Origin of the sequence: Marinobacter salexigens (genome assembly GCF_002806945.1) — a bacterium.
In the GTDB taxonomy this organism is placed as follows: domain Bacteria; phylum Pseudomonadota; class Gammaproteobacteria; order Pseudomonadales; family Oleiphilaceae; genus Marinobacter; species Marinobacter salexigens.
Genome location: NZ_NIHC01000003.1, coordinates 366,478 through 391,751 on the forward strand (window position 1 = coordinate 366,478; position 25,274 = coordinate 391,751).

General features: G+C 54.1%; 24 protein-coding genes. 16 read left to right on the forward strand and 8 right to left on the reverse strand.

What is annotated here, in order from left to right; genetic code table 11:
* Nucleotides 1-36 precede the first annotated feature (36 nt).
* Nucleotides 37-417 carry a rhodanese-like domain-containing protein gene (locus CDH47_RS06615; RefSeq protein ID WP_100639064.1) on the reverse strand — a complete coding sequence of 127 codons (381 nt, stop codon included), beginning with the start codon at nt 415-417 and terminating at the stop codon, nt 37-39.
* Between the two features lie 113 nt (nt 418-530).
* Here CDH47_RS06615 and rarD point away from each other — a divergent pair, with 113 nt between their 5' ends.
* On the forward strand, nt 531-1,421 hold the full coding sequence (rarD, locus tag CDH47_RS06620; RefSeq protein ID WP_100639065.1) for an EamA family transporter RarD: 891 nt from the start codon (nt 531-533) through the stop codon (nt 1,419-1,421).
* 3 nt (nt 1,422-1,424) lie between these two features.
* Here rarD and CDH47_RS06625 read toward each other — a convergent pair whose 3' ends face one another.
* Nucleotides 1,425-2,306: a LysR family transcriptional regulator gene (locus tag CDH47_RS06625; RefSeq protein WP_100639066.1), complete on the reverse strand. Its 882-nt coding sequence runs from the start codon at nt 2,304-2,306 to the stop codon at nt 1,425-1,427.
* Nucleotides 2,307-2,400: 94 nt separating this feature from the next.
* On the opposite strand from CDH47_RS06625, the gene CDH47_RS06630 reads away from it, so the two are divergent.
* The 7 genes from CDH47_RS06630 (at nt 2,401) to CDH47_RS06660 (ending at nt 10,819) form a co-directional block, all read left to right on the forward strand.
* The gene (locus tag CDH47_RS06630) at nt 2,401-3,270 is read left to right on the forward strand and encodes a cation diffusion facilitator family transporter (protein ID WP_100639067.1); all 870 of its coding nucleotides are present in this window, start codon (nt 2,401-2,403) and stop codon (nt 3,268-3,270) included.
* A gap of 148 nt (nt 3,271-3,418) precedes the next feature.
* A complete protein-coding gene (locus tag CDH47_RS06635; RefSeq protein WP_420843668.1) occupies nt 3,419-4,465 on the forward strand; it encodes a TRAP transporter substrate-binding protein in 1,047 nt (348 codons plus the stop codon).
* 155 nt (nt 4,466-4,620) lie between these two features.
* On the forward strand, nt 4,621-5,757 hold the full coding sequence (potA, locus tag CDH47_RS06640; protein WP_100639068.1) for a spermidine/putrescine ABC transporter ATP-binding protein PotA: 1,137 nt from the start codon (nt 4,621-4,623) through the stop codon (nt 5,755-5,757).
* Nucleotides 5,741-6,601: a spermidine/putrescine ABC transporter permease PotB gene (potB, locus tag CDH47_RS06645; protein WP_100639069.1), complete on the forward strand. Its 861-nt coding sequence runs from the start codon at nt 5,741-5,743 to the stop codon at nt 6,599-6,601. The genes potA and potB overlap by 17 nt, the downstream gene beginning before the upstream one ends.
* Nucleotides 6,601-7,368 carry a spermidine/putrescine ABC transporter permease PotC gene (gene potC, locus CDH47_RS06650; RefSeq protein ID WP_193601590.1) on the forward strand — a complete coding sequence of 256 codons (768 nt, stop codon included), beginning with the start codon at nt 6,601-6,603 and terminating at the stop codon, nt 7,366-7,368. The genes potB and potC overlap by 1 nt, the downstream gene beginning before the upstream one ends.
* A complete protein-coding gene (locus CDH47_RS06655; RefSeq protein ID WP_100639071.1) occupies nt 7,365-8,405 on the forward strand; it encodes an extracellular solute-binding protein in 1,041 nt (346 codons plus the stop codon). Before potC ends, CDH47_RS06655 begins: the two co-directional genes overlap by 4 nt.
* Nucleotides 8,406-8,467: 62 nt before the next feature.
* On the forward strand, nt 8,468-10,819 hold the full coding sequence (locus tag CDH47_RS06660) for a GGDEF domain-containing protein (RefSeq protein WP_239985617.1): 2,352 nt from the start codon (nt 8,468-8,470) through the stop codon (nt 10,817-10,819).
* Nucleotides 10,820-10,859: 40 nt separating this feature from the next.
* On the opposite strand, the gene CDH47_RS06665 is transcribed toward CDH47_RS06660, so the two are convergent.
* From CDH47_RS06665 to CDH47_RS06690, 6 genes are all read right to left on the reverse strand, one after another.
* Nucleotides 10,860-11,303, reverse strand: coding sequence for a universal stress protein (locus tag CDH47_RS06665; RefSeq protein WP_100639072.1), 444 nt, complete (start codon nt 11,301-11,303; stop codon nt 10,860-10,862).
* A 35-nt stretch (nt 11,304-11,338) separates the two neighbouring features.
* A complete protein-coding gene (locus CDH47_RS06670; protein ID WP_100639073.1) occupies nt 11,339-12,625 on the reverse strand; it encodes a TRAP transporter large permease in 1,287 nt (428 codons plus the stop codon).
* Between the two features lie 39 nt (nt 12,626-12,664).
* On the reverse strand, nt 12,665-13,258 hold the full coding sequence (locus CDH47_RS06675) for a TRAP transporter small permease (protein ID WP_100639074.1): 594 nt from the start codon (nt 13,256-13,258) through the stop codon (nt 12,665-12,667).
* A 113-nt stretch (nt 13,259-13,371) separates the two neighbouring features.
* Complete coding sequence (locus tag CDH47_RS06680) at nt 13,372-14,400, reverse strand: TRAP transporter substrate-binding protein (RefSeq protein WP_100639075.1); 1,029 nt, start codon at nt 14,398-14,400, stop codon at nt 13,372-13,374.
* A 122-nt stretch (nt 14,401-14,522) separates the two neighbouring features.
* Nucleotides 14,523-15,050: a YqiA/YcfP family alpha/beta fold hydrolase gene (locus tag CDH47_RS06685; protein WP_100639076.1), complete on the reverse strand. Its 528-nt coding sequence runs from the start codon at nt 15,048-15,050 to the stop codon at nt 14,523-14,525.
* A 6-nt stretch (nt 15,051-15,056) separates the two neighbouring features.
* On the reverse strand, nt 15,057-16,049 hold the full coding sequence (locus tag CDH47_RS06690) for an LLM class flavin-dependent oxidoreductase (protein ID WP_100639077.1): 993 nt from the start codon (nt 16,047-16,049) through the stop codon (nt 15,057-15,059).
* 16 nt (nt 16,050-16,065) lie between these two features.
* Between CDH47_RS06690 and CDH47_RS06695 the strand changes: the two genes are divergently transcribed.
* The 8 genes from CDH47_RS06695 to nhaD all read left to right on the forward strand — a co-directional run bounded on the left by CDH47_RS06695 (nt 16,066) and on the right by nhaD (nt 25,253).
* The gene (locus tag CDH47_RS06695) at nt 16,066-16,896 is read left to right on the forward strand and encodes a putative 4-mercaptohistidine N1-methyltransferase (protein WP_239985618.1); all 831 of its coding nucleotides are present in this window, start codon (nt 16,066-16,068) and stop codon (nt 16,894-16,896) included.
* A 165-nt stretch (nt 16,897-17,061) separates the two neighbouring features.
* Nucleotides 17,062-17,877: an ABC transporter ATP-binding protein gene (locus CDH47_RS06700; protein ID WP_100639078.1), complete on the forward strand. Its 816-nt coding sequence runs from the start codon at nt 17,062-17,064 to the stop codon at nt 17,875-17,877.
* Nucleotides 17,878-18,756, forward strand: a complete 879-nt coding sequence (locus tag CDH47_RS06705; RefSeq protein ID WP_100639079.1) for a branched-chain amino acid ABC transporter permease — start codon at nt 17,878-17,880, stop codon at nt 18,754-18,756.
* Nucleotide 18,757: 1 nt separating this feature from the next.
* Nucleotides 18,758-19,801 (forward strand): branched-chain amino acid ABC transporter permease, encoded by a 1,044-nt coding sequence (locus CDH47_RS06710; RefSeq protein WP_100639080.1) that lies wholly within the window; start codon nt 18,758-18,760, stop codon nt 19,799-19,801.
* Nucleotides 19,802-19,837: 36 nt separating this feature from the next.
* Nucleotides 19,838-21,046, forward strand: a complete 1,209-nt coding sequence (locus CDH47_RS06715; protein WP_100639081.1) for an ABC transporter substrate-binding protein — start codon at nt 19,838-19,840, stop codon at nt 21,044-21,046.
* A gap of 8 nt (nt 21,047-21,054) precedes the next feature.
* The gene (locus CDH47_RS06720; RefSeq protein ID WP_100639082.1) at nt 21,055-21,864 is read left to right on the forward strand and encodes an ABC transporter ATP-binding protein; all 810 of its coding nucleotides are present in this window, start codon (nt 21,055-21,057) and stop codon (nt 21,862-21,864) included.
* Nucleotides 21,861-23,663: an AMP-dependent synthetase/ligase gene (locus CDH47_RS06725; RefSeq protein ID WP_100639083.1), complete on the forward strand. Its 1,803-nt coding sequence runs from the start codon at nt 21,861-21,863 to the stop codon at nt 23,661-23,663. The genes CDH47_RS06720 and CDH47_RS06725 overlap by 4 nt, the downstream gene beginning before the upstream one ends.
* Nucleotides 23,664-23,744: 81 nt before the next feature.
* Nucleotides 23,745-25,253: a sodium:proton antiporter NhaD gene (gene nhaD, locus CDH47_RS06730; RefSeq protein ID WP_100639338.1), complete on the forward strand. Its 1,509-nt coding sequence runs from the start codon at nt 23,745-23,747 to the stop codon at nt 25,251-25,253.
* The last annotated feature ends 21 nt before the right edge of the window (nt 25,254-25,274 follow it).

A 25,274-nucleotide genomic window follows, 5' to 3' on the forward strand; every position in this document is an offset into this window, starting at 1 on the left:
TCATATTATCGGGGTATTGGTCCAGTATAGCAACGTTTAGTCGAAGGCCGGCAGTTCCCGTTTGGTTATTGGTTTTCCAGCCTCCTGCCAAGCATCAAACCCACCCTCAATGGACTGCACGTGCAGGTAACCCATTTCCTTAAGGGCTTTCGCACACAGCGCTGAGCGGCCTGAGTTTTTGCAATAAAGCACGATTTTCATATCCCGGTTTGCCAGCGCCGGGTCGTTGCTGAATTTAAATTCCAACAAGCCCCGGGAAACGTTTGTGGAGTGAGGAATGTGGCTTTGCCGATATTCATCGCCATCGCGAACATCCAGCAGCAGGTCTGCGGCTTGAATAGCGCTGTCGGCTTCTTCCAGGGCAATTTCCTGAATTTCTTGCCTTGCTTCTGCAACAAAATCCTGCGCGCTTTTCATAACAGGTTCTCCTTACTATATGAGTATTTGGTCAGACTAAGACATATTACCAAGGTGCGTAACCCTTCAGGTATGTTAAATTCATTAGCAAAGCATGATAAGGAAGCTATTTAATGGCCCTGCCGGAAACCAGTAAAGGCGTTGCATACGGTTTGTCTGCCTACATTATGTGGGGTTGTTTTCCGCTCTATTTTGCGTTGTTTGAAGGCGTGCCAGCTTGGGAAGTGGTGATTCACCGTGTGTTGTGGTCCTGTGTGTTTCTGGCGGTGATTGTTACCTTCATGAAGCGTTGGCCGCCAGTAAAAGCGGCGTTGGCGCAGCCTTCCCGGCTAGGGTATGTGCTTGGTTGTGCCGTGCTTATCGCGGTGAACTGGGGTGTGTACATTTATGCCGTTGAGAGCCGGCAGGTACTGCAAGCCAGCCTTGGTTACTTTCTTACACCTCTGGTGAATGTCGGGTTGGGCATGCTGGTGCTGAAGGAGAGTATTTCCCGGCTTCAAATAGTGGCCGTGGTGCTGGCAACCATCGCAATTCTATATCAGCTGTTTCTACTCGGCGTAGTGCCCTGGATAACCCTGGTATTGGCGTTCAGTTTCGGAACCTATGGCTTGCTTCGCAAACAAGTAGCTTTGGACGGACTTTCCGGCTTGTTTGTGGAGACCCTTCTGCTGTTGCCCGTTGGTCTTCTTGCGCTCTCGGCGCTCAGCTACGCCGGGGTGTCCCACTTCGGGGAGGGCACCGCGACCACACTCCTGCTGATGTCCAGTGGCATAGTTACCGCAGTGCCTCTGCTTGCCTTTGCCGGCGCGGCCCGCAGATTGCGCCTTTCGACCGTCGGCTTTCTGATGTACATCAATCCATCGATCCAGTTTCTGATCGCGCTACTGGTGTTCAGCGAGCCACTGAGTTCGGAAAAGTTAACGAGCTTTGTGATGATCTGGATAGCGCTGGGGATTTATTCCTGGTCGGCTTGGTCGGGGCGCAGCAAGCCGGCAGCAGCATGATGCCTATTCCATTGTTTCCAGGTACTGTGCCAACTCTTCCGCCAGCCAGCCCACAACCGCCCCGCCCTGTGCCTGTTCCGATTCCAGTGCGCTGAACACTTTCCACCAACGTGCGCTACGGTGGCGAACAATCTTGAGTTTCTCCTGTTTCAGGGCATCCGCTATCAACGGTAGGGGTAAGTCTGCCCAGCCGGCGCCATCAATCACCGCATCCCGAATCAGCTCATACATGGTGAAGGCCAGGTAATTGGCGGTTTCCGGAGACTCGGCTTCCAGTCGGTCGTTTTGCATAAAAGCCAGCGTGACTTCGGTATAACTAATGAGATCGTCCTGAGTAACCCGTTTGAGCTGGCTCAGGGGATGATCCGGGGCGGCAACCGTCAGCATGCGCACATCGGCAAGTTCCCGGAACCATTGATAGCCTTCACTCACCAATGCAGGCATAAGGCCGTAGGCTACATCCACAGACTGGTTCTTAACCAGCGGTGGCAGTTCCCGGGGCGTGCTGAGATACACGGAAAGACTGGTCTGGGGAAAGCGGATCTTGAGCCGGCGCAGCAGGTCTCGCCATACGGGCTCTGGAATGGAGTCGTCCCGGGCTATACGCAAAACCGACTCGGCACCGCTGAGGTGGTGCTGGCAGCGTGCGACAATCTGGCTGGCGGCCTGATCAAATCGACGGCAGTCCGTAACGATAGCGTGGCCGATGGTCGTTAGCTGCAATTGGTTGCCACTGCGCTCGAACAACGCCACTCCCAGCTCGTCTTCCAGCGCCGCCAGGGCCGTGCTTACGGTGGTGCGGCTGCGGTTAAGCTCCCGGGCCGCTGCAGCTATGGAGCCATGGCGAACCACAGTCAGAAACACTTTGATTTGTGAGGTTTTCAAAAAAAGCTCCTGTTCCGACGGTTTTTCCGTCGCTGGCTGACTCACGCTGTCAGCTATACAGCGATAATATGCCGGTAACTTACGGGAGATCAAAATGTTTAAGTTTATAGCGCGGGAAAACATGGCGCTGAGTTTGTCTGCGGTAGCCGCGGGCCTGTTTGCTCTGGCCGGCATTACCTGGGGTTTGTGGATTGATTCGCTGGTTATTTTATTCGACGGCGCCTATTCATTAGTCAGCCTGCTGCTGTCGCTCCTGTCGTTGTACGCGGCGCGCATTGTACGCCGCCCGGCCAGCAAGGAGTATCCGTTCGGCCGGGGTGCGGTTGAGCCCCTGGTGATTGCCATCAAGGGGATGGTGATTACGCTGGTGTGTGTGCTGTCTTTGGCTTCTGCCATTGCCGCGGTGTTTGAGGGTGGCCGTGCTGTCAGTGCCGACAAGGCGTTGGTGTTTGCCGCTGTGAGTGTTCTTGGGTGTGCCGCCGTTTGGGTTTACCTGAAGTGGGCCGAGCGTCGGGAAGCTTCCGGATTGCTTGTGGCCGAGCAGAAGCAATGGTTTATGGATTCTGTTCTCAGTGCCGCGGTGTTGATGGGGTTTGGCATTGCCTGGTGGTTGGAGCAGGGCAGTTTGTCGGTATGGGCGGTGTACGCAGACCCGCTAATGATGATCGTAATATCAGCCTATTTCATACTGGTCCCCGTGAAAATGACGGTGGGTGCCGTGCGCGAGTTATTACTGGCAGCACCGCCGGCAGAGGTTGTGGAGGAGGTTCACGAAGCCCTCAGTTCTGTCGGGTTGGCACCGGAACAGGTGAAAATGGTCAAGGTTGGACCTAACCTGATGATGGAAATCAGCCTGCCGGCCAACTGGTCGGGGCGCTCGGATCGCCTTAAGTGGCGTCTTTTAAGGCGTCTTGTGGACCTTCCGGTTCGGCCGGCGATTTTCATTCGCAGCCTGGTCAGTTAACTTGGGCCACGCCTGGTTATTGAACCATGGGTAACAACGCTTGGCGTTGGGGGGAATCACGGGCTAGTATTGCAGATGTCTGAATGACCACAATGAGATCAATCAAAAACGATAAATGGTGCTAATAATGATGACTCGTCTTTTCAGAATGGCAGCGGTAACGCTGTTGTTTTCTGTTAGTTCGCTTGGCGTTGCAGCGGATAACTACACCCTTCGACTGGCGCAAACCTGGGGGCCTAACTCGCCGATTCTTGGTGAAACCACTGAAAATATGGCCCAAATGGCCGAAGAAATGTCGGGCGGCCGTCTTAAAATCCGTATCGACAGCTCCAACAAGCACAAGGCACCTTTCGGTATTTTCGACCTGGTTCGCAACGGCCAGTACGATATGGGTCATACGGCCTCTTATTATTATAAGGGCACAATCCCCAATGCCATGTACTTCACCACAATACCGTTTGGCCTGATTGCACCGGAAATGTATGCCTGGTTCTACCACGATGAAGGCATGGAGCTGATGCAGAGGGTTTATGAACCATTCGGCCTGCTGTCTTTCCCGGGCGGCAATACCGGTAACCAGATGGGTGGTTGGTTCAACAAGGAAATCAACTCCGTAGCGGATCTCAAGGGCTTGAAAATGCGCACCCCGGGTTTTGCAGGCGAAGTAATGGCGGAACTCGGCGTTGCGGTAACCAACCTGCCTCCCGGAGAGCTTTATACTGCACTTGAGCGCGGCACAGTTGATGCCGTTGAGTGGGTAGGGCCTGCGCTCGACTTTCCTATGGGTTTCCACCAGATCGCCAAGTATTACTACTCAGGCTGGCAGGAGCCGGGCGCGGAAGTACAGTTTCTGATTAACGAAAAAAGCTGGAACAAACTGCCAGAAGACCTGCAGGCAATCTTGCGTATCGCGATGCGTACCGCGGCTTATGATATGTATATTCAAACCACGCACGAAAGCGGCGTAGCTTGGGATCGCATGAAAGAAGACTATCCGGACGTAACGCACAAGACCTTCCCACCGGAAGTTATTGATGCGATGCGCGATGCGACCAACAAACTGTTAGCTGAGGCATCGGAAAAAGACGAGCTGGCAAAGGAAATTATTGACTCCCATTTCGGCTACCTGAAACAGGTTCGCCAGTGGACGAACATTTCAGATAAGGCGTATCTGAACAGTATTGCTACCGACTGACCCCCCGCCGTCTGCACCCTGGCTGCTGTGCAAGCCAGGGTGCGCTCATTGCCGAACAACCCTCTGAACTGTAGTGCGAAAATCCCGCACTTCCCTTTTTATGCGGCGTAGTTTCTGAAAAAATGCGCGGCTATCTTGATCTTTAGGCAGGGCTGATGACTAAGACACTCCTATCGCTGAGCGGCATCAGCAAGCAGTTTGATGGCAAGGCCGTACTGGATGAACTCAGCCTTACGATTGGTGATGGCGAGTTCATAACCCTTTTGGGCCCTTCCGGCTGTGGTAAAACCACCTTGTTGCGCATGATGGCGGGGTTTGAACATCCAGACGAAGGCACCGTTACCCTGTCGGGCGTTGATATCACCCTGACGCCACCTGAAAGCCGCCCGCTTAATACCGTATTCCAGAACTACGCGTTGTTCCCCCACATGACGGTGTTCGACAATGTGGCCTACGGTCTGAAAATGGAAAAACGGCCGAAAGCTGAAATAGCTGAGCGAGTTGAAGAAGCTCTGGCGATGGTGCAGTTGGAAGACTTTACCAAACGCAAACCGCATCAGCTTTCCGGCGGCCAGCAGCAGCGCGTTGCCATTGCCCGGGCAGTGGTCAAACGGCCGAAAATGCTGTTGCTGGATGAGCCTCTCTCTGCCCTGGACTACAAATTACGCCGCACAATGCAGGTGGAGCTAAAACGCTTGCAGCGGGAGCTGGGCATAACCTTCGTGTTCGTCACCCACGATCAGGAAGAAGCGCTGTCCATGTCTGATCGAATTGTGGTACTCAAAGACGGGCAGATCCAGCAGCTAGGCACACCTCGCGAAGTCTATGAGCGCCCGGCGAATGTGTTTACGGCACGCTTTGTGGGCCAGACCAACTTTTTCCCTGGCCGGGTGACGAAAATCGAGGGCGAGCGTATCAGTGTGAATGTGTTTGGCCTGAACCGTGACCTGCGCAAACCATCGTTCCGTGTTGCCATGAATCAATCACTGCACGTGTTACTGCGCCCGGAAGATATACGCGTGCTCGCGCCGGATGATACCGAAGGCGTGGCCGGCAAGATTGTTGAGCGCAACTACAAAGGCAGCACCCTGGATTCGGTGATTGAACTGGAAGACGGCAGCCAGGTAATGGCCAGCGAATTCTTTGATGAAGACGATCCTGCATTCGATTACAGCATTGGCGAGCGGGTGCGCGTCAGCTGGGTTGATGGCTGGGAATGGTTGCTGGCGGAAGAGGGCGATGAACCACTCACCGACGAAGAGGAGCTGGCAGCCGATGATGCAGAGCATTAAGCAGCAGCCGTTCAGAGCGGCTGTCCTGGTGCTGGTGTGGGGTTGGCTGCTGTTCCTGGTACTGGCGCCCAATATGCTTGTGGTAGGGGCCAGCGTGATGACGCGGAATCCTTCTACCTTTATTTCCCTGCCGCTGAACCTGGATGCCTACCGGCAACTGTTCAACCCCCTGTATCTGGACGTGTTTCTTCACTCCCTGTACATGGCAGCATTAACGACATTGATTTGCCTGCTCATCGGCTACCCCTTTGCCTGGGCCCTGTCGCGGGTGGAAAAACGCCGGCAAATGCTGTTGATCTTCCTGTTGATTGTGCCTTTCTGGACAAACTCTCTGGTGCGGACCTATGCCTTGAAGCTGATTCTGGCGACCAACGGCTTGTTGAACAGCGCGCTTATGTCTTTGGGTATAATCGACGAGCCAGCGCAGCTGTTGTACACCGAAGGTGCAGTGATCGTCGGCCTGGTGTATTTGCTGCTGCCCTTTATGATACTGCCCCTGTACTCGGTATTTGAAGATTTGCGGCAGGATGTACTCCTCGCTTCTCACGATTTGGGCGCGGGTCGCCTGGCTACCTTTAAAAATGTGGTTGTGCCTCTGACGTTGCCGGGAGTGCTCGCAGGCGTAATGTTGGTATTGCTGCCGGCCATGGGCTTGTTCTTTGTGCCGGACATTCTGGGCGGCTCGCGCAATCTGCTGGTAGGTAACGTGATCAAAAACCAGTTTCTGGATGCCCGCAACTGGCCCTTTGGTGCCGCTGCCAGCATCGTGCTTACTCTTACCATGGCGTTGTTGATGTTTGCTCACCGCCTGAGTAAACGCCGTCTGGGCGAGGAGGGCGCCTGATGCGCTGGCTATCCCGCAGTTACCTCACTCTGGTGTATTTGCTGCTGTATGTGCCCATTGTGGTGCTGGTGGTGTTTTCCTTTAATGACTCCCGCACGGGTTACAGCTGGGGCGGTTTTAGTCTGCGCTGGTACGAATCCCTGTTTAATAATCACGCCATGGTGCAGGCCATGTGGAATTCACTGTGGCTGGCACTAACTGCGGCGACGGTATCCACGATCATTGGCGCTCTTACAGCACTGGCTCTGCACCGCTATCGCTTCCGTGGCAAAAAAGTACTGAACGGCATGCTTTTTGTGGTGATGATGTCGCCGGAAATTGTGCTGGCTATTTCATTGCTTGGGCTGTTTCTGCTGCTGGGCCTGAAGCTTGGCTATGTATCCCTGCTGCTAGCTCATGTGACATTCTGCCTGCCCTTCGTGGTAATAACGGTGATGGCCCGGCTCAGTGGTTTTGATGAGCGCCTGCCTGAGGCCGCGCGGGATCTTGGTGCCAGCGACTTCACTATGACCCGCACCGTGCTGATTCCGGTTATCATGCCAGCATTAATGGCAGGCTGGCTGCTCGGTTTCACACTCTCCATGGATGATGTGGTAGTGAGTACCTTTGTGAGTGGCCCGAGTTATGAAATTCTTCCTTTGCGCATTTACTCGATGGTGCGCGTGGGGCTTAAACCTGAAGTAAACGCACTTGGCACTCTGTTACTGGTGTTCTCTCTGGTGATGCTGATGTTGTCGCAATGGATTCTTTCAAGGAGTAAACAATGAAGAAAATCGTACTGGCCGGCATGCTGGCTCTGGGGCTGACTGGCTGTAGTTCTGATGATCCGCAGGTGCTCAATCTGTATAACTGGTCGGAATACATGCCACAGGAGGTGCTGACCCGCTTTCAGGACGAAACCGGCATCAAAGTGGTTTACACCACCTACGACAGCAACGAGGCCATGTACGCCCGTTTGAAGTTGCTGGATGAAAGTGCCGCCTACGACCTGGCCGTGCCTTCAACCTACTACGTCAGCAAAATGCGTAATGAAGGACTGTTGATGCCGATTGATCAAAACAAGATCAGTGGTTTTGATCAGCTGGATCCGGAGCTCACGGGCCTGGATATCGACCCGGGCAACCAGTACAGCGTGCCTTATCTCTGGGGCACCACTGGCATTGGCGTGGACACCGCCGATATTGATGGCGAGCCAGTTACCGCATGGGCGGATCTTTGGGATGAGCGCTTCAAAGGCAAGGTGAACCTGACCAACGATATGCGTGAAGTCTTTCATATGAGCCTGCGGGTGCTGGGCTATCCCGGTAACAGCACCGACCCCCGGCAAATTGAAGAAGCCTATGAAAAGCTGACAGAACTGATGCCCTCCGTGCGCACGTTCAACTCGGATGCGCCCCGCATGCCGTTCCTCGAAGGTGAGGCGGATGTAGGCATGATCTGGAACGGCGAAGCCGTTATGGGTAAGGAGAGCATGGAAGCGCTGGAGTATGTGTATCCGGAAGAAGGCGTTATTGCCTGGCTGGACAGCTTCGTGATTCCGAAGAATGCCAAGAATCCGGATGCGGCCCACCAGTTCATCAGCTTTTTGCTGCAGCCGGAAATCGCAGCGTTGATCAGTGAAGATATTGGCTACGCCACGCCGGTGTTATCCGCAAGGGAACTGTTGGACGATGACGTCGCCGGAGATCGTGCCAGCTACCCAACGCCGGAAGACATGGTGAATGCCGAGTTTCAGACCGACATAGGGGATGAAGCTTTGCAGGTGTATGCCAGGTATTGGGAAAAACTGAAATCCGGCCTGTAAAGCCCGGGTCCCGGGGTTGAGGTTGCAGGGCCGCTTCTTGATCCTGTAATTCCGGCTTTAGTGTGGCTGAGTGTCTGTTTTCTGTACACGTTCGAGCAGAGTGCATTATACTTGCCCGTAAAGCCATTAACGCCGGGATTCCCGTGCCAATACCCGCACGCTGTCTTAAAATCCTGATTATCCTGCTCGGCTTGCTGGGCGGGCAGGTGCCTGTTGTTTCTGCAACCCCGCAGCCTTTATCTGAAGGCTGGGAATACCGCTGGGGAGACTTGCCCTTCAACAAAGATGGCAAGCCTGATTGGTCCGTTGCACAACAACCGGAGCAATGGCACGCCACTGATATACCCTCAAACCCTCCGGGCCGGAACGGTGCTGATCAGGTTTGGTTCCGGGTAACCCTGCCTGCTGGTGACTGGCAAAACCCCGCGCTTTACATTTTAAGCGTCGATCTGATTGTTCAGGTGTGGTTGGACGGCGAGAACATCTATCAGTACGGCACCTTCGACAAGGATGGGCGGGGTAAGTTTGAAGGCTGGCCATGGCACAGTATTACCCTGCCAGAGGGTTACGAGAACAAGACGCTGTATTTTCGCGTTTTTTCTGACTATACGGATATCGGACTCTGGGGCGAAGTGAGCCTCATGGAGCGTTCCGAGCTGATTTTGCATGTTCTCCAGAACTCCCTCGAAGCATTGCTGGTGGCCGGGTTTTCCTTGCTAGTGGCCTTGTTCGCACTGATCTTCTCTGTGCTGCAGAATGACAGAAAGACGTTTTCCAGCATCGGCCTGTTCGCATTGGCGTCCTCCGTTATGCTTTTGGCAGAAAGTCAGGCCGCGCTGCTGGTTGTGTCCGATGCTCTGTTATGGAATTACCTGGCTGCGGGAAGTTACTACCTGCTGCCGGTTGCCCTGTGGCTCATGCTGGAGCAGTGGCTGGAAGACCGCCAGCCCCGGGTTATAAAGTTGATCTGGACGCTGCATCTTGCCTATGCAGTTGCTGCACTCGGCCTTTCACTGGCAGGCTTTTTAGCCTTGTCGTCTACCTTCCCCGCGTTTGATGTTCTGCTCCTGCTCTCTCTCCTTATGATGGGTGCAATTACGGTGCCTCGCTTCGGCTCGATGACGGCGGAGCAAAAGGTTCTCGTATTGGCGTGTGGTGTATTCAGCGCCCTGTTGGTTATTGATATGGGGGTGGCACATGGATTTTTGCCATGGGTGAAGGTGCCGGTCAGCCTTGGCTTGCTCTTGTTCACGCTGGCTGTGGTAATTATTTCGTTAAGGCACTATGCGATGACTCAAAGAGCCTTGCAGGAGTTGACGGTAACATTGGAGCAGCAGGTGGCTGAACGAACTGAAAAGGCAGAGACGCTTTTGCAGCGTGAGCAGGCCAGGGCGAGCTTGTTGGCGTTTGAAAATGAGAAAAGCCAGATCTTTGCTGAGGTTATTGCTGAACTACAGGCCTGTGCGAGCCTTGATCTGGCGTTCCAGTTTCTCACTGAAGCAATGCCCAAGCTCTGCAACCCGCTAAAGGGCATGATGTACCGGCGAACCAGTAGCGGCGGATACGAACGGCTAGCGCACTGGGGTTATGGCGGTGAACTTCCTGAGCTGGAACCTGTGGTTGATGCTCTCGATAATATACCGGGCCCCGTTCGCCTGACGGCGGGCTCTCTGGGTGAGGGCGGGCCGGCATGCAGAGCCTATAAAGGATTGGTGTGTTTCTCCATCAATGTTGAGTTTATGAGCCATGGAGCGGCACCAGAAAGCTTGTTGCTTCTGGAGGCTGGCAGCATCAGCAACTCCGGGCGGACTGAGGATGGCGCCGCAAGACTGATGTCCTCCATTAACCTGGTGGCTGAACGTATCGGAGTGACCCTTTCAGGTATTTCTCTCAAGGAAGAACTGCATCGCTTCTCTTATGAAGACGCTCTGACCGGGTTGAAAAATCGACGTTATTTCGATCAGCTATTGGAGCACGAAGCCACAGTGGCTTTACGTAAAGGCGCTCCTTTATCACTGTTATTGTTGGATGTTGATCATTTCAAACGCTTTAACGATACCCACGGCCATGAAGCGGGGGACGCAGCTCTGAAGGCTTTTGCTTCGGTATTAGGAACCCGTTTTCGCGGCAGTGATGTTGTCTGCCGTTATGGTGGTGAAGAGTTTGTGGTGATTCTGCCAGATTCAGATATAGAGGGTGCAAGGGAGCGGGCCGAGCAACTGCGAGAGGCCGTGCGAAACAAGCCGGTCGTATTTGAAGGCAAGAATCTGGGCTCCCTGACCCTGTCCATTGGTGTCGCCTCATGGCCCGCCAGTACCGACGAGCCGCAAAAATTGTTGAAGCTTGCGGATGAAATGCTTTACAAGGCTAAAACTGGCGGGCGAGACAAAGTTGAGGTGTGTCCGGAGCGTTAGCCAGCCGGCTCAGGTTCAGGGCAGGTTGACTAAGTGGGGTTCAGACCACCAGGACCGGGCATTTGGCGTGTGCCGCTACCCGGTGCGAAACACTGCCCAGAAACATCCCATCCTTGTCGCTATGGGTTCCTCGGGTGCCCACTACGATCAAGTCTGCTTCCTTGTCCTTGGCAAACTTTATAATCACCTTAGAGGGTCGGCCCGCTTTCACAAAGCCCCGAACCATGGTTGCCCCATGATCCTTTGCCATATCCTTGGCGTGATTGACCACATCTTTGGCGTACTCGGAAAGCACCTTGTCCGGTATGTCCATGTCAGAGGGGCGTCCAATAGACAATGAGGCCTCAAACAGGCTGTGGTGCTTATACACGCAGAGTATGAATATTTCTGTCTCAGGCATCAGCTTTTGAAAGTCGATGGCCTTATCCAGGGCCTTGAGCGAGGTTTTGGAGCCGTCTACCGCCACCAGTATCCGTTTGAACATGCCTATCTCCTTCCGTATTCAGAGTCTGGTGCGCATTAGTCTGCAAAAGCAAGATCACGCAGGAACAAAGCAATCTGCGGGAAAGCGATTATCAAACCAGCCGCTGCGATGAGCATGAAAATGAACGGTGGCGTGCCCCGAATAACCTCCAGGTAAGGCCGCTTGAAGATCGCGATGGCTGTGAAAATGTCACAACCAAACGGAGGCGTAGCCGAACCAATCGCAACCTGCAGGGTAATAAGCACGCCCACCAGCACCGGGTCCAAGCCTGTTGCCTGAATGGCTGGTGCGAAAATGGGTGTCAGTACCAGAATAACAACAATGGGATCGACGAACATGCAGGCAACAAAGAAAGCCACACAGATCGCAATCAATACGCCGACAGGGCCTGCTTCGTTTACGCCAACAGACTCCAGTATTGTCTGGGGGATCTGAGCAAACGAAATGATCCATGAGAAGCCGTTACCCACGGCCACCAGAATGAATACCACCGCCGTGATCAGGCCAGTAGATTTGGCAATTTTGTATATTTCACCAATTTTCAGGGAGCGGAAAATGATGAATTCCAGCAGGAATGCATAGAGCACGCACACCGCCGCAGCTTCTGTCGGGCTGAAAATGCCGCCATAGATGCCGCCGACAATGATTACCGGGAAAAACAACGGCCAACTGGCATCCCGAACCGAGAGCGCTCGCTGGTGCCAGCTTGCCTTGGGTTCAGTAGGGACCTTGTTTTTGTATGCGTAAAACAGGCAGTAGAGCGAGAACATGAACAGGATCAATATGCCCGGGCCGACACCTGCAATGAACAGTTCTGCGATGGAGGTTTGGGAGATAACCCCGTAAATGATCATGCCGATACTGGGGGGTATCAGAAAAGCAATATCGCTGGCGTTAATGATCAATGCCAGGGTGAACGAGTCGGAATACCCGGCCTTGAGCATTTTTGGACGCAAAGGGGAGCCTACGGCCACAACGGTTGCCTGGGTTGAGCCGGAAACCGCACCGAAAAGGGTACAGGAGGTAGCCGTGCTGATCGCCAGCCCACCTTTTATATGGCCTATGAAGGCCATAACCATATTGATCAGCCTGTCTGCCGACTGGCCCCGGGTCATGATATCAGCGGCGAGAATGAACATGGGTACAGCAATCAGTGAGGCGGGCCGTATGCCCCCCATCATCTGCTGGATGAAGGTACCCATTTGGCCGAAGCCGTCGAACATCATGACAAAGCCAACGACAGCAGCTGTCGTTAGTGGAATCATCATCGGGAAACCAAGCAGTAGCAGCCCGATCATGATGATCATTAGAATTGTCGCCATAGGTGTACCCTTTATTATCGTGCCCGGTGTTAGCCCGGATCAGACTTCCGTTTCTGAGTCAGCGTAGCCGTCAATCACCCCGGTAGAGAGATAAACGTCTTCACTGGTCAAGTTCTTGATAGCCGTGAGGAAATACTGAATGCCGGTAACAGCGAAGCCCACGGGAGCCCAGATATAAATCCACCAGATTTCAAACCCCAATGCGGGCAAAATACGGCCACGGCTGTAGAGGGTCTCAATGTATCCGTAGGAGTGGTAGCACAGGAAAAACATTACAGCGGATGTGAACAGGGCAATGAATATCATCAGCACCTTTCGGCCTTTGGGGGGAAGCGCGTCGTAAACCGCAGACATTCGTATGTGTCGCCCGTATCGTGCCGCGTAGCCTATGCCGGCAAAGGTCACCAGAATAATCAGGATGCGGTTGATTTCGCCGGAAAAGAAAAAGCCTTCGCCAAATACGAATCGCGCAACAACATTAACGCAGGTGTTTATGGCCATGAGGATAATGCCTGCGGCCAGAATGACGGCTTCGGTGTTGGCGATCCATCCGTCTATGGTTCCCAGAAACCCGGGCAGACCGGACTCAAAAGTACCGGTGTCGTCTTCTAACTCCGGGATGTTCTCGGACATGGGGTCTGCTCCAGATCATGTCGCTCCCGACCGGTCATTTATATCTGGCGGGGCGGGTCAGTTCAATAAAGTGTCCGCCGGCGGGCGCCGGCGGACAGGTGCTCTGAAAAAAATCAGTCGTTCTGCACGTCTTTCAAGTCTTGCTTGAACTGGTTCAGCAGGTCTTTGCCGCCTTGGCCAGTCATCTCAACAAATTTCTCTTCAACCTGCGGTGCGCGTTTTTTGAAGGCTTTGATCTGCTCTTCGTTCAGGCGCGTTACAGTAACCTCATCGCTGGCCGCCTGGATTTTTGCGAGAGCATCATCCGCCAAGCCATCGATATGGGTGATAATTTTCTCAAAGGCGTAATCTGCTGCGTCCTGAATGAGTTTCTTGTCCTCATCTTTCAGGCCATCGTAGAAATCCTTGTTGGCCATTGCCGCAGTCGTGAACCAGCCGTGCCCGGTGTAGATCAGGTTGGGTGATACTTCATACAGCCCACCGGACTCAATCCAGAAGATCGGGTTTTCCTGACCATTGATCATGTTGGTCTGCAGAGCACCGTAAACTTCACCCCAAGGCAGCGGCGTAGGTGTTGCACCGAACGCAGAGTAGGTTTCTGACAGCAAGGGGTTGGTCATAACCCGGATTTTTTTGTTCTTCATGCCCTCGGGCGTAGTGACTGGCTCATCCAGCGTGATAACGAACTCACCCTCGGGGTACATCTTTAGAAGTTCGAGGCCGTTTTCCGCATACAGCTTGGGGAAATCCTCGTTGATAGCCTTACTTTCACGGAAGAATTCGATAACCGTGCTTATGTCTGTAGGCATCAGGTAGGGAATGAAGAAAATCTGCGCTTCCGGGATCAGCGCGCCAGTAAAACCGGGAGACTGGTTAACAAAGTTCAGGATACCAGCCTGGGTCTGCTCCATGATGTCGTCGGACTCGCCGAGCTCACCAAAACGGTACACCTGGAGTGTGTGATCTGAGTTGTCCTCAATGTACTCCTTGAATTTGTATGCGTATACATCCTGTACGTCGCCTTCATACTCTTCGTGAGCGTAGCGCCAGTTGGCCGCGTTCACAGAATTTGCTGCGGTCATTGCCGCGAATGCGAACGCTGAAATTCCGGCCAGTTTCTTGAATTTATTCATGCTGCTCATCGGGTTTTCTCCGTTCATTTGTACTCAGACATTTATTGTTACATTAGTAGAGACTGGCAAAACTTACTGACTTTCGCAAGAAATTGGGCTGTTTGGTTGGTTTTTGGTTAATAACTGCGCGATTACTTGATGCCTGCTCTTGCAAGAAACAATCGGAACTCTTTTGTGATCCGCTGAAGGCTATTTGCCAGGCGATGGTTGTCGGGCAGAATCAGTGCCGGCAGCGCCTGTTGCCGGGCGAGTTCAATAACGGGCATTGGCGGGACCACATCATCATCCCAGCCGTGGATGATCTGTACATGTTTGGCCTGGATGCGAGGGCTGGATTGCGGATACCCCTCCATTGCAAGCGCCGGTGCGAGCAGAAAACATCCCAGAACCGGAGTTTGTTCGCTGGCTTGCGCACATACCCAGCCTCCCATGCTGGAGCCTGCAAGGATTATATTGTGCGGATCTGCACCGCTGGCAGCTATAGCGTCTTGCATCTGGGTAAGGCGAACCGCGGGGTCTTTGGTACTTCGATGGTCAATGGCATGGGCCTGGACGCTTGCAAAGGACTCCGCTAACGCTTTCAGGGCCTGGATTTTGGTTCCCCCAGGCCCGCTTTCCAGGCCATGGGAGAGAAAAACATGTGTGATGGTTTTATTCATGGTGGTTTAGCCTTCCCTGGTCTCATTCAGTATGTCGAGCGCATACCGGCGCTTCTCCGGGTCGTGGATATCAACGGTAAACATAAGTTCGTCCACTTCTACGCTGGCCAGCAGTTCATTTATCTGGGATTTAATGGCGGCTGCATCTCCGAGTAGTTGCAGGCCCAAAAAGTCCTTGACGGTTGCTTTTTCAGCAGGATTCCAAAGGCCGTCCATAGATGCCACTGGTTCTTTCATCCACAGAGGCTGCCCCCTGAAGAGCGCCAGAATGCGCTGGTAGCTGGTGGTTGCCAGGTAGTTTGCTTCCTCGCTGCTTGCGGCAGGCACAGCGGGAACTGCCAGCATACTGTAAGGCTTCTGCAGCTGCTCGGAAGGCTGAAAGTTATCCTGGTACACCTTCAGGGCTTCACGATACAGGCGCGGCGCAAAATGCCCGGCAAAGGAATAGGGTAGGCCGCGCATAGCGGCTAGTTGGGCACTGTAGAGGCTGGAACCAAGCAGCCAGATCGGCACCTTGGTGCCTGCTCCCGGAATGGCTTTCACGGCTTGGCCTGGCCTTAGGGGGCCAAGCAGTGACTGCAGTTGCGCAACATCTTCCGGGAACTGTTCCGCACCCAAGCCATCCCGACGCAGGGCGCGCGCCGTTATTGGGTCTGTGCCCGGCGCCCGGCCAAGGCCCAGGTCAATGCGACCGGGGTAAATGCTTTCAAGTGTTCCGAACTGTTCAGCTATCACCAACGGCGGGTGGTTAGGCAACATCACGCCGCCGGAGCCAACCCGAATGGTTTGGGTTTTGCCAGCAATGAGCCCGATCAGCACCGAGGTCGCCGAGCTGCTGATCCCCTCCATATTATGGTGTTCGGCCAGCCAGAATCGTTTGAAGCCAAGTGATTCGGCGTGCTGCGCGTAGGCCACGCTGTTCGCCAGCGTGTTGCCTACGGAATCACCTTCGCGAACCGAAGCGAGTTCCAGTAGTGAGTAGTCAGGAAATTTGTTCATAATGCTAGGATAGCACTTGAAGGCCCTGCTACCCCAGGGCAGTTCAGAATACCGGGGCGCACATAGGCCCACCACCAAGAAGGAAACCACTGTGCAGCAAAGTGCCTACTATGAAGACGACACCACACTGGCCCAGTACCTGGAGTTTCACTTTGGTGAGCAGTGGCATGGCGAAGCCAATTTCCCCCGGGCGCTGGCCAAGGTGGCGATTGATGCGATGGATGGTCGAACGCCAGGGCGGGCCCTGGACATTGGTTGCGCCTGTGGCCGCACCAGCTTTGAGCTGGCGAGAGAATTTGCCCATGTGGATGGCATCGATTATTCCAATAAGTTTGTGAATCAGTGTCAGACAATGGCCCGGGATAAGCTGGTTCGGTACGCCCGGCCCGAGGAGGGCGCCCTGGTGACATTTCAGGAGCGCTCGCTGGCATCTTTGGATCTGGAGGAAGTGGCCGAACGCGTGGCGTTCCATCAGGGTGATGCTTGCGATCTCAAGCCCGATTTCACGGGGTATGATCTGGTGCTGGCAGGTAACCTGATAGACAGGCTGTACGACCCTTCACTGTTTCTGACTCGCATTCACGAACGCCTGAATAACGACGGGCTCTTGCTGATCGCCTCACCTTATACCTGGCTGGAAGAGTACACTCCGATGGATAAATGGGTGGGGGGGTTCCAGAAAGACGGCGAGGACTACAGCACATTCGATGGTTTGCGCGACATGCTGGCGCCACATTTTACCCTGTTGATGGAGCCTCGAAGCCTGCCCTTTGTAATCCGTGAAACGCGCAACAAGTTCCAGTACAGCTTTTCCGAGTTGACGATCTGGGAGAAGCGCAGGGGCTGAAGGCCGCCGTTGATCGCTGAGAGTGGTCGTATAACAATTGGAAAACCATAGAATAATTAGCCTTGGTTTTATCGTGAGAATGGTCTACTTTTATTCCGACGCAGGAAATTAACCTGACGTTTACGTAAACAACAATAACCATAAGCTACGGATATGCGGGGAATAATGTCCAGTATCCTCGAAATTAATAACCTCTCGCTGTCGTTCGGTGGAGTAAAGGCGCTACAGGGTGTCAGTTTTCGTGTACCGGAAAATACCGTTACGACTGTGATCGGCCCGAACGGCGCCGGAAAAACCTCACTTTTTAACTGTATCTCCGGTTTTTACAAACCCCAGCAGGGCACCATCACCTATCAGGGTAAGGCGCTAACCGGCACAAAACCGCCCGCCCGCGCAGCTCTTGGTCTTGCAAGAACTTTCCAGAATATTGCCCTGTTCCGGGGTATGACCGTGCTCGATAACATCAAACTGGGGGCCCATGTCCACATGAAAAGCGGACTGCTGGGCTCCCTGGCTTATTTTGGCGCTGCGCGTCGCGAGGAAATGGCCGTGCGGCAGGAGGTCGAACGCCACATTATCGATTTTCTGGAGATTGACCACATACGACGTCAGCCGGTAGCCAGCTTGTCTTACGGCCTGCAGAAGCGCGTAGAGTTGGCACGTGCCCTGGCAATGCGGCCAAAGGTACTCATGCTGGACGAGCCTGTTGCCGGAATGAATCGTGAAGAAAAAGAAGACATGGCCCGGTTTATCCTGGATATCCGGGAAGAGTGGGGCGTAACGGTTTTGATGGTCGAGCATGATATGGGCATGGTCATGGATATTTCCGACCACATCGCCGTGCTCAATTTTGGCCAGGTGATTGCAGAGGGTTTACCTTCAGAAGTGCAGAATAACCAGCAGGTTATCGAGGCATATCTCGGCACCAGTGATATGGACAGCCTGCGCAAGAAACTTAACCCCGATCGTGAGGTGGCCTGAATGGACTGGCTGTTTTTTGGGGAAATCAGTCTTGCGGGTCTGGCAATGGGCGGCCTCTATGCTCTGATCGGGCTGGGTTTTGTGATCATCTACAAAGCCACCCGGGTCATCAACTTTGCCATCGGCGAAATCATGATGTTCGCGGCCTATCTTTTTCTGGCCTTTGCCGGTGGCATGGAAATGTCGCCCTGGGTAGCTCTGCCACTCGCGGTACTTGGCGGAAGCCTTCTGGGTGGTGTGATTGAAAAAGTCATGATTCGCCCGATGCTGGGAGAATCCTCGATTTCGGTGGTTATGGTCACTATCGGCATCGCCAGTATTCTGGTGGGTGTGGTTGAAATGATATGGGGTGCCGACCCGCAGTTGCTACCGGGATTTTTACCTCGCAAACCGGTGTTCATAGGTGAGATGTATCTGGCGCCCAAGATTGCCTACGGTTTCCTTATCGGTGCTGCGGTGCTCACCATTTACCTGCTGTATTTCCGCTTTTCCCGTGGTGGTGTTGCATTGCGTGCGACCGCTTCGGACCAGGCGGCTGCCTACTCTATGGGCATTAACGTGCGGCGCGTATTTAATCTGGCGTGGGTGTTTGGCTCTCTTGCAGCATCGCTTGCGGGTGTTCTGGTGGCCGCGACCGGTGGCCTGAGCCCACAGTTCGGCGCTATCGGCCTCAGTGTTCTGGTGGTGGTGATCGTCGGGGGGCTCGACAGTATTGTTGGAGCATTGATTGCCGGAGTTTTTATCGGTTGGCTGGAAACAGTGGCAGGCGCCTATCTGGGTGGTGAGTACCGCATGCCGGCTACGTTCGCAGTGCTGGCCGTTATTCTGATTTTCCGCCCCTATGGCCTTTTTGGCACCCACGAAATAGAGCGAGTGTAAAATGCGCATTGGTGACGCCAAGCAGAGCTATGAGGCCGATGAGGCCATCCTGACCAGCTCCACACAGAAAATATGGTTTGCGCTTTTTTTGCTGGCGCTTCTGCTCTTTCCGTTTATGGCCGACGCTTACCTGTTGTACCTGGGGTGTCTGGTGGGTATTGCCGTTATCAGCACCACAGGGCTGAACATTCTCACCGGCTTTACCGGCCTGATTTCTCTGGGGCAGGCGGGCTTTATGGGGGTGGGTGGATACACCGTGGCCTGGCTGTCGGCGAATACGGGATTGCCTTTTCCCGTTACGCTGATACTGGCAGGGCTGCTTGCGGCGGCGGTGGGTATTCTTGTCGGGCTTCCATCCCTCAGAGTCAAGGGGTTGTACCTGGCCATTGCCACGCTCGCAGCCAGTGTTTTCCTGCACTTTATCTTCGCAGAGTGGGAGTCTGTAACCGGTGGCATGGGCGGGCTGAGCCTCGAGCCGGCGCACCTGTTCGGCTTGACGTTTCAAAGCGATTTCGGAATGTACTTCATCATTGTGCCGCTGGCGGTACTCATGGTACTTGCTGCCAGGAATGTATTCCGTACCCGTATAGGCCGGGCGTTTATCGCGATCCGGGACAGAGATATTTCGGCAGAGATTCTTGGCATCAACCTACTGCATTACAAGTTGATGTCTTTTGCGCTCAGCTCGTTTTATGCCGGGGTTGCCGGTGGTCTGTTTGCTTATTTTTTCCGGGTTGTGACACCGGAAAGCTTCCCGCTCTCCATGTCCATTTTTTATCTGGCGGCCGTTATTGTTGGCGGCATGGGGAACCTGCTGGGCGGCATACTCGGTGCGGCATTCATGACGCTGATCCCGGAAATCCTCAAACTGCTCACTACCGCACTGACACCGTTTTATCCAAATGCGCCGATATTCATGTCACCGATGCTCGAAATTATCTTCGGTGCCCTGATCGTCGGTTTTCTTATCTTTGAACCGCATGGGCTGGCGGAGATCTGGCACCGCATACGGCGCTTTTTCAGTTTATGGCCCTTCAAGAACTAGTGGATTTAACAACAAGAAGCCGCAAGGAGAAGAAACATGTTCAAAAGCATTCTCAATAAGGGCCGCAGGCTCGCAGGCATCGGCAGTGTTGCCGCAGCCCTGGTGGTAGCGGCGCCCGCGATGGCACAGGACAAAGAACCTATTGTATTCGGTGGCTCTATCCCGCTGTCTGGTGTATTCGCCTTTGCCGGTGTGCACCTCCACGCTGGCCTGACTGACTATACAACCTGGATCAACAGCGAGGGTGGTATCAACGGCCATCCGGTGAAGTATGTAATGGAAGACACCGGCTATGAAGTCGATCGCTCGGTAGCCGCCTTCAAGAAAATTACCGGCAGCAACACGGTTCCGGTCTACTACGGCGACAGCACCGGGTTCATGAAAACCATTGCCTCGGAACTGAACAGCAGAGGTACCACGCTGATGAGTGGTGCATCCTTCGCCACAGCGCTGACGAACAACGAGCAGTATCCGTATCAGTTCATTCCCGGCCCGAACTACAGCCAGATGTTCGGGATTATCCTTGAGTACATTGCGACCCAGGGCAAAGAGGGCGATATGCCTACTGTCGCCTTTGTCTACAGCGATACCGAGTTCGGCAAAGACCCTGTTGAAAACGGCAAGGCCAAAGCGGCCGAAATGGGTATCGAAGTGGTCGAAGAAATCGTCACCAAGCCCGGCAGTGTGGATGTGTCTGCAGAAATACTGAAGCTGCGCCGGGTGCGCCCGGACTTCGTTATATTCCACGGGTATGTGTTGTCACCCATAAACGAGTTCATGGTGCAGATGCGGCAGATGGGCCTGGATACCCAGTTTATGGGTACCTTTTGGTCCAGCGACAAGTTGATCATCAACAAGATGGGGGAAGACGCCGACGGCTATATGGGCGTTATGCCGTACAACTACTATGACAGCGCAGAAAGCGGGCCGGTGCTCGATGCACTGCGCGCTACGGCAGAGAAGAGTGATCCGGAGGCTGGTTATCGCCCGACCGGTTACATGCAGGGCTGGTTTAACGCCATGGTATGGACCGAAGTGGTCAAGCGCACCATGGATGCAGGCAAAGAGCTGACGGCCGAAAACATGGCCGAATCTCTGGCTTCAATTGAGAATTGGGACACCGGCGGCATTATCGGGGTTCCGGTTACGGTGCAGGACATGTCGTTCCCGGTTGGCCGTATCTGGCGCGTAAACGCTAAAGAAGCCCGATATGAGCCGGTATCTGACTGGATTCACCTCGACTGAGACGCTGTATGGAAGCCTTGCTGGAAATCGATAACATAGAAGTGGTTTACAACAAGGCGGTGCAGGTTCTCCGGGGCCTGTCACTGCGTGTTCCCCGTGGCGCCATTGTGGCGCTGCTGGGTTCCAACGGCGCGGGCAAATCCACGACACTGAAAAGTGTGTCCGGGTTGTTGGCTCTGGAGGACGGCGAAGTAACGGCCGGCGAGATCCGCTTCAAGGGCCACCCACTAAAAGGGATGGCACCGGAAAAACTGGTTCGCGATGGCCTTTTTCATGTTATGGAAGGGCGCCGCGTATTTGAAGACCTGACTGTTGAGGAAAATCTCGTTGCAGCAACCTACGCGCTCAGTGGGCGTAAAACCTCACTGAGCGAATCCTACGAGCTGGTTTACGACTACTTCCCCCGCCTTCGGGAACGGCGCAAGCAACTTGCGGGTTACCTTTCCGGCGGCGAGCAACAGATGCTGGCACTTGGTCGGGCGCTGATTGCTCAGCCAGAACTGATCATGCTGGACGAGCCGTCGCTTGGGCTGGCTCCGCAGCTTGTGGAAGAAATCTTCACCATTATTGCCCGCATAAACCGGGAGCAGGGTACGGCCATACTGTTGGTAGAACAGAATGCGGCTGTGTCACTCGCTATTGCTTCATACGGTTACATTATGGAGAACGGCAAAATCGTGATCGATGGCCCGGCAGACAAGCTCGCAAGCAACGAGGATGTGCAGGAATTCTATCTGGGCGTTGGTGGTAACGAGGGTGAAGCCCGCAGTTACCGCGACATCAAGCACTACAAGCGTCGCAAACGGTGGCTGTCATGACCACATCGCAAATTCGTGATCTGACACTGACGCAAATGCTTCGTGCGCATGCCAAAGAGCGCCCGGATATGCTGGCGCTTCGCCAGAAAGATTTCGGTATCTGGCAGGCCTGTTCCTGGCAGGACTATTACCAGCGGGCCCGGCACTTCGGTCTGGGCCTGCGAGCGCTCGGCCTTTCCGAAGGCGGCCACGTTGCCATTATTTCTGAAAATCGTGTGGAGTGGGTTATCGCCCAGATGGGTATTGGCCTGGTGAAAGGGATCTGTGTTGGTGTTTATCCAACCAGCCCGTGGAACGAAGTGGCCTACGTGCTGGAACACAGCGATGCAGAGATTGTGGTGTGTGAAGATCAGGAACAGACCGACAAGGTACTGGAAGCCTGGCCTCAGTTGCCGCAGCTCAAACACAATATTGTTATTGACCCTAAAGGGCTGCGGTCATATTCCGAGCCGCCATCGTCGTTCGAAGATATCGAAAACACAGGTCGGGAATTCGAGAAAAGCCATCCTGGGCTGATTGACGAGCTGCTCGACAGCCAGCAAATGGACGACATTGCCCTGATGATCTACACCTCCGGCTCTACCGGCCGGCCAAAAGGAGCAATGATCAGCTGGGGCAACCTGCATGCGGGTGCGCCCGGGCTTGTTGAACTGTTGGATGTGGATGAGCACAGCACCAGTTTGTCTTACCTGCCACTGTGCCATGTGGCCGAGCAGGCTCTGACCAATATTGCGCCGATATATGTGGGCAGTGCGGTGAGCTTTGGCGAAAGCTTGCGCACGATCCAGGAAGACCTACGGGAAATTGCCCCTACCTTTTTCCTGGGTGTTCCGCGGATCTGGGAAAAGCTGCATTCCTCCATCTACATCAAAATGCAGGAGACCGGGCGTTTTCGGCAGATGCTTTTTGATCGAGCCATGAAAGCCTGTGAGCCAATGGCGACCAAGCCCAAGGCCAAATGGAGCCTTGGTGAGCGGCTTACCTACAGCGTGTACTACTGGCTGGTGTTCCGTGCTTTGCAGAACTTTATCGGGCTGCGCCGTTGCACCATTGCGTTGACAGGTGCGGCACCGATCTCAACGGGTATTCTCAAGTTTTTCCGAACCCTGGGCGTGCCTCTCGTTGAGGTTTTTGGCCAGACCGAAAGCACGGGTGTGGCAACCGCTCAGCGCGTGGATAATGTTTGTCTTGGTACCGTCGGTACGGCTGTTTCCGGGCTTGAGGTGGCGTTGGGGGAAATGAATGAAATCATCATGCGAGGTGGCATGGTGTTCAAAGGCTACTACAAGAACGATGAGGCAACCGAGGCCACCCTCAGGGATGGTTGGTTGCACACTGGCGATGTCGGCGAGTGGCAGGACGGGCAACTGAGAATTGTCGACCGTCTCAAGGACATCATGATTACCGCAGGAGGCAAGAACTTGTCGCCCACGGAGATCGAAAATACGATCAAGGCGAGCCCCTATATCAAGGAATGCATTGTCATTGGTGAGGCCCGAAAGTATGTCTCGGCATTGATTCAGGTTGATTTTGAAACCGCCGCCAAATGGGCAGAGCAGGAGCGAATTGCCTACACTACGTTCCGCAGCCTTACCGAGCATGAAAAGGTGCAGGAGCTGATTCAGTCAGAGGTGAACCAGGGCAATAGCAAGCTGCCACAAGTGGCGCAGATCAAGCGTTTCCACCTGCTGAGCAAAGAACTGGATCACGACGATGATGAAGTAACAGCCACGATGAAAGTGCGCCGTAGCAAAATCTATGAGAAATACACAGAGGTGATCGAGTCTTTGTATAGCTGATCAAGTCGACTTGACGAAAGCTATGGTTTGCCGGGTGCACTTTGATTGATAATGTGCACCCCAATTTTTGAGCCAAATACCATGACTGAAATCAGCCGTTCCGATAAGTTACCCGTCCGGCGTTGCCAATGGCGAACCGACATCTCTCATAGTGCCCTGAAGAAATTGGCGCTTGCCATTTGCGCAATCACAGCCTTCGTGTTCAGTGCATTTGCCAGCGCAGCCACATCCGGAAGTCAGAGCCTTACCCATCACCCGGTGGGTTATATCGCCATCGTTATCTTTGTTATCGCTTATGCGTTTGTGATGCTTGAGGAAAAGCTGCACCTGCGCAAGTCCAAGCCGGTGCTGCTGGCTGCTGGCTTGATCTGGTTTCTGGTAGCCGGTGCCGCCGCCATGAGTGGCGATACCGAGAGTGCCAACGCGGCTTTGAAACACAACCTGCTGGAATATTCTGAACTCTTGTTGTTCCTGCTGGTGGCGATGACGTATATAAACGCCATGGAGGAGCGCCAGCTTTTTGATGCGCTGCGCGGTTGGCTGGTAAGTAAAGGTTTCAGCTACCTCAGCCTGTTCTGGATTACCGGGCTACTGGCATTCTTTATCTCACCGATTGCCGATAACCTGACCACAGCCCTGCTTATGTGTGCAGTACTGCTGAAAGTGGGTGAAGACAGCCCGCGTTTCATCGGCCTTGGCTGTATCAATATTGTGGTGGCGGCAAACGCTGGCGGAGCCTTCTCGCCGTTTGGTGATATCACAACGCTAATGGTCTGGCAGAAAGGTGTGGTTGAGTTTACCGAGTTCTTCCGGCTGTTTATTCCTGCCGCGGTTAATTTCCTGGTGCCCGCGGTGATCATGAGTTTTGCCATTCCCAATGAACCACCCAGGGATGCATCGGACCCGGTGATTATGAAGCGCGGCGCTCGTCGCACCGTGGTGCTGTTTTTGCTCACTATTACTACCGCTGTGCTGGGCCACAACTTCCTGCACCTGCCGGCCGTCGTTGGCATGATGATGGGGCTGGCATATCTGCAGTTCCTGAGCTATTACTTGCAGCTCAGCTTCAAGCGTGGTGTTGCCCGTGAGCGGGTCTGGGCGGAAAGCCATAAAAACACCCGCCTGCTTGCTCGCCTCGATAAGGCTGTGCCTTTCGACATATTCAATCCGATGGCGCGTACTGAGTGGGATACGCTGCTGTTTTTCTACGGTGTGGTGCTGTGCGTGGGCGGGCTTGGATATATTGGTTATCTGTCGGAGGTGTCACAGATCCTGTATAGCGACTGGAACGCAACAGGTGCGAACATTGCAGTGGGTGTTATGTCCGCCATTGTGGATAACATTCCGGTGATGTTCGCCGTGCTATCAATGGAACCGGACATGTCCCACGGCCAGTGGCTGCTGGTAACGCTTACCGCTGGCGTTGGCGGATCCATGCTATCCATCGGCTCTGCCGCGGGCGTTGCGTTGATGGGCCAGGCAAGGGGCTATTACACCCTCATGTCGCATTTGCGCTGGGCTCCGGTTATTGCACTCGGTTACGCTGCTTCCATCGCAACCCACATGTGGCTTAACGCCAACTTGTTCTGATTTTTCTGGCACGGAGCCCGT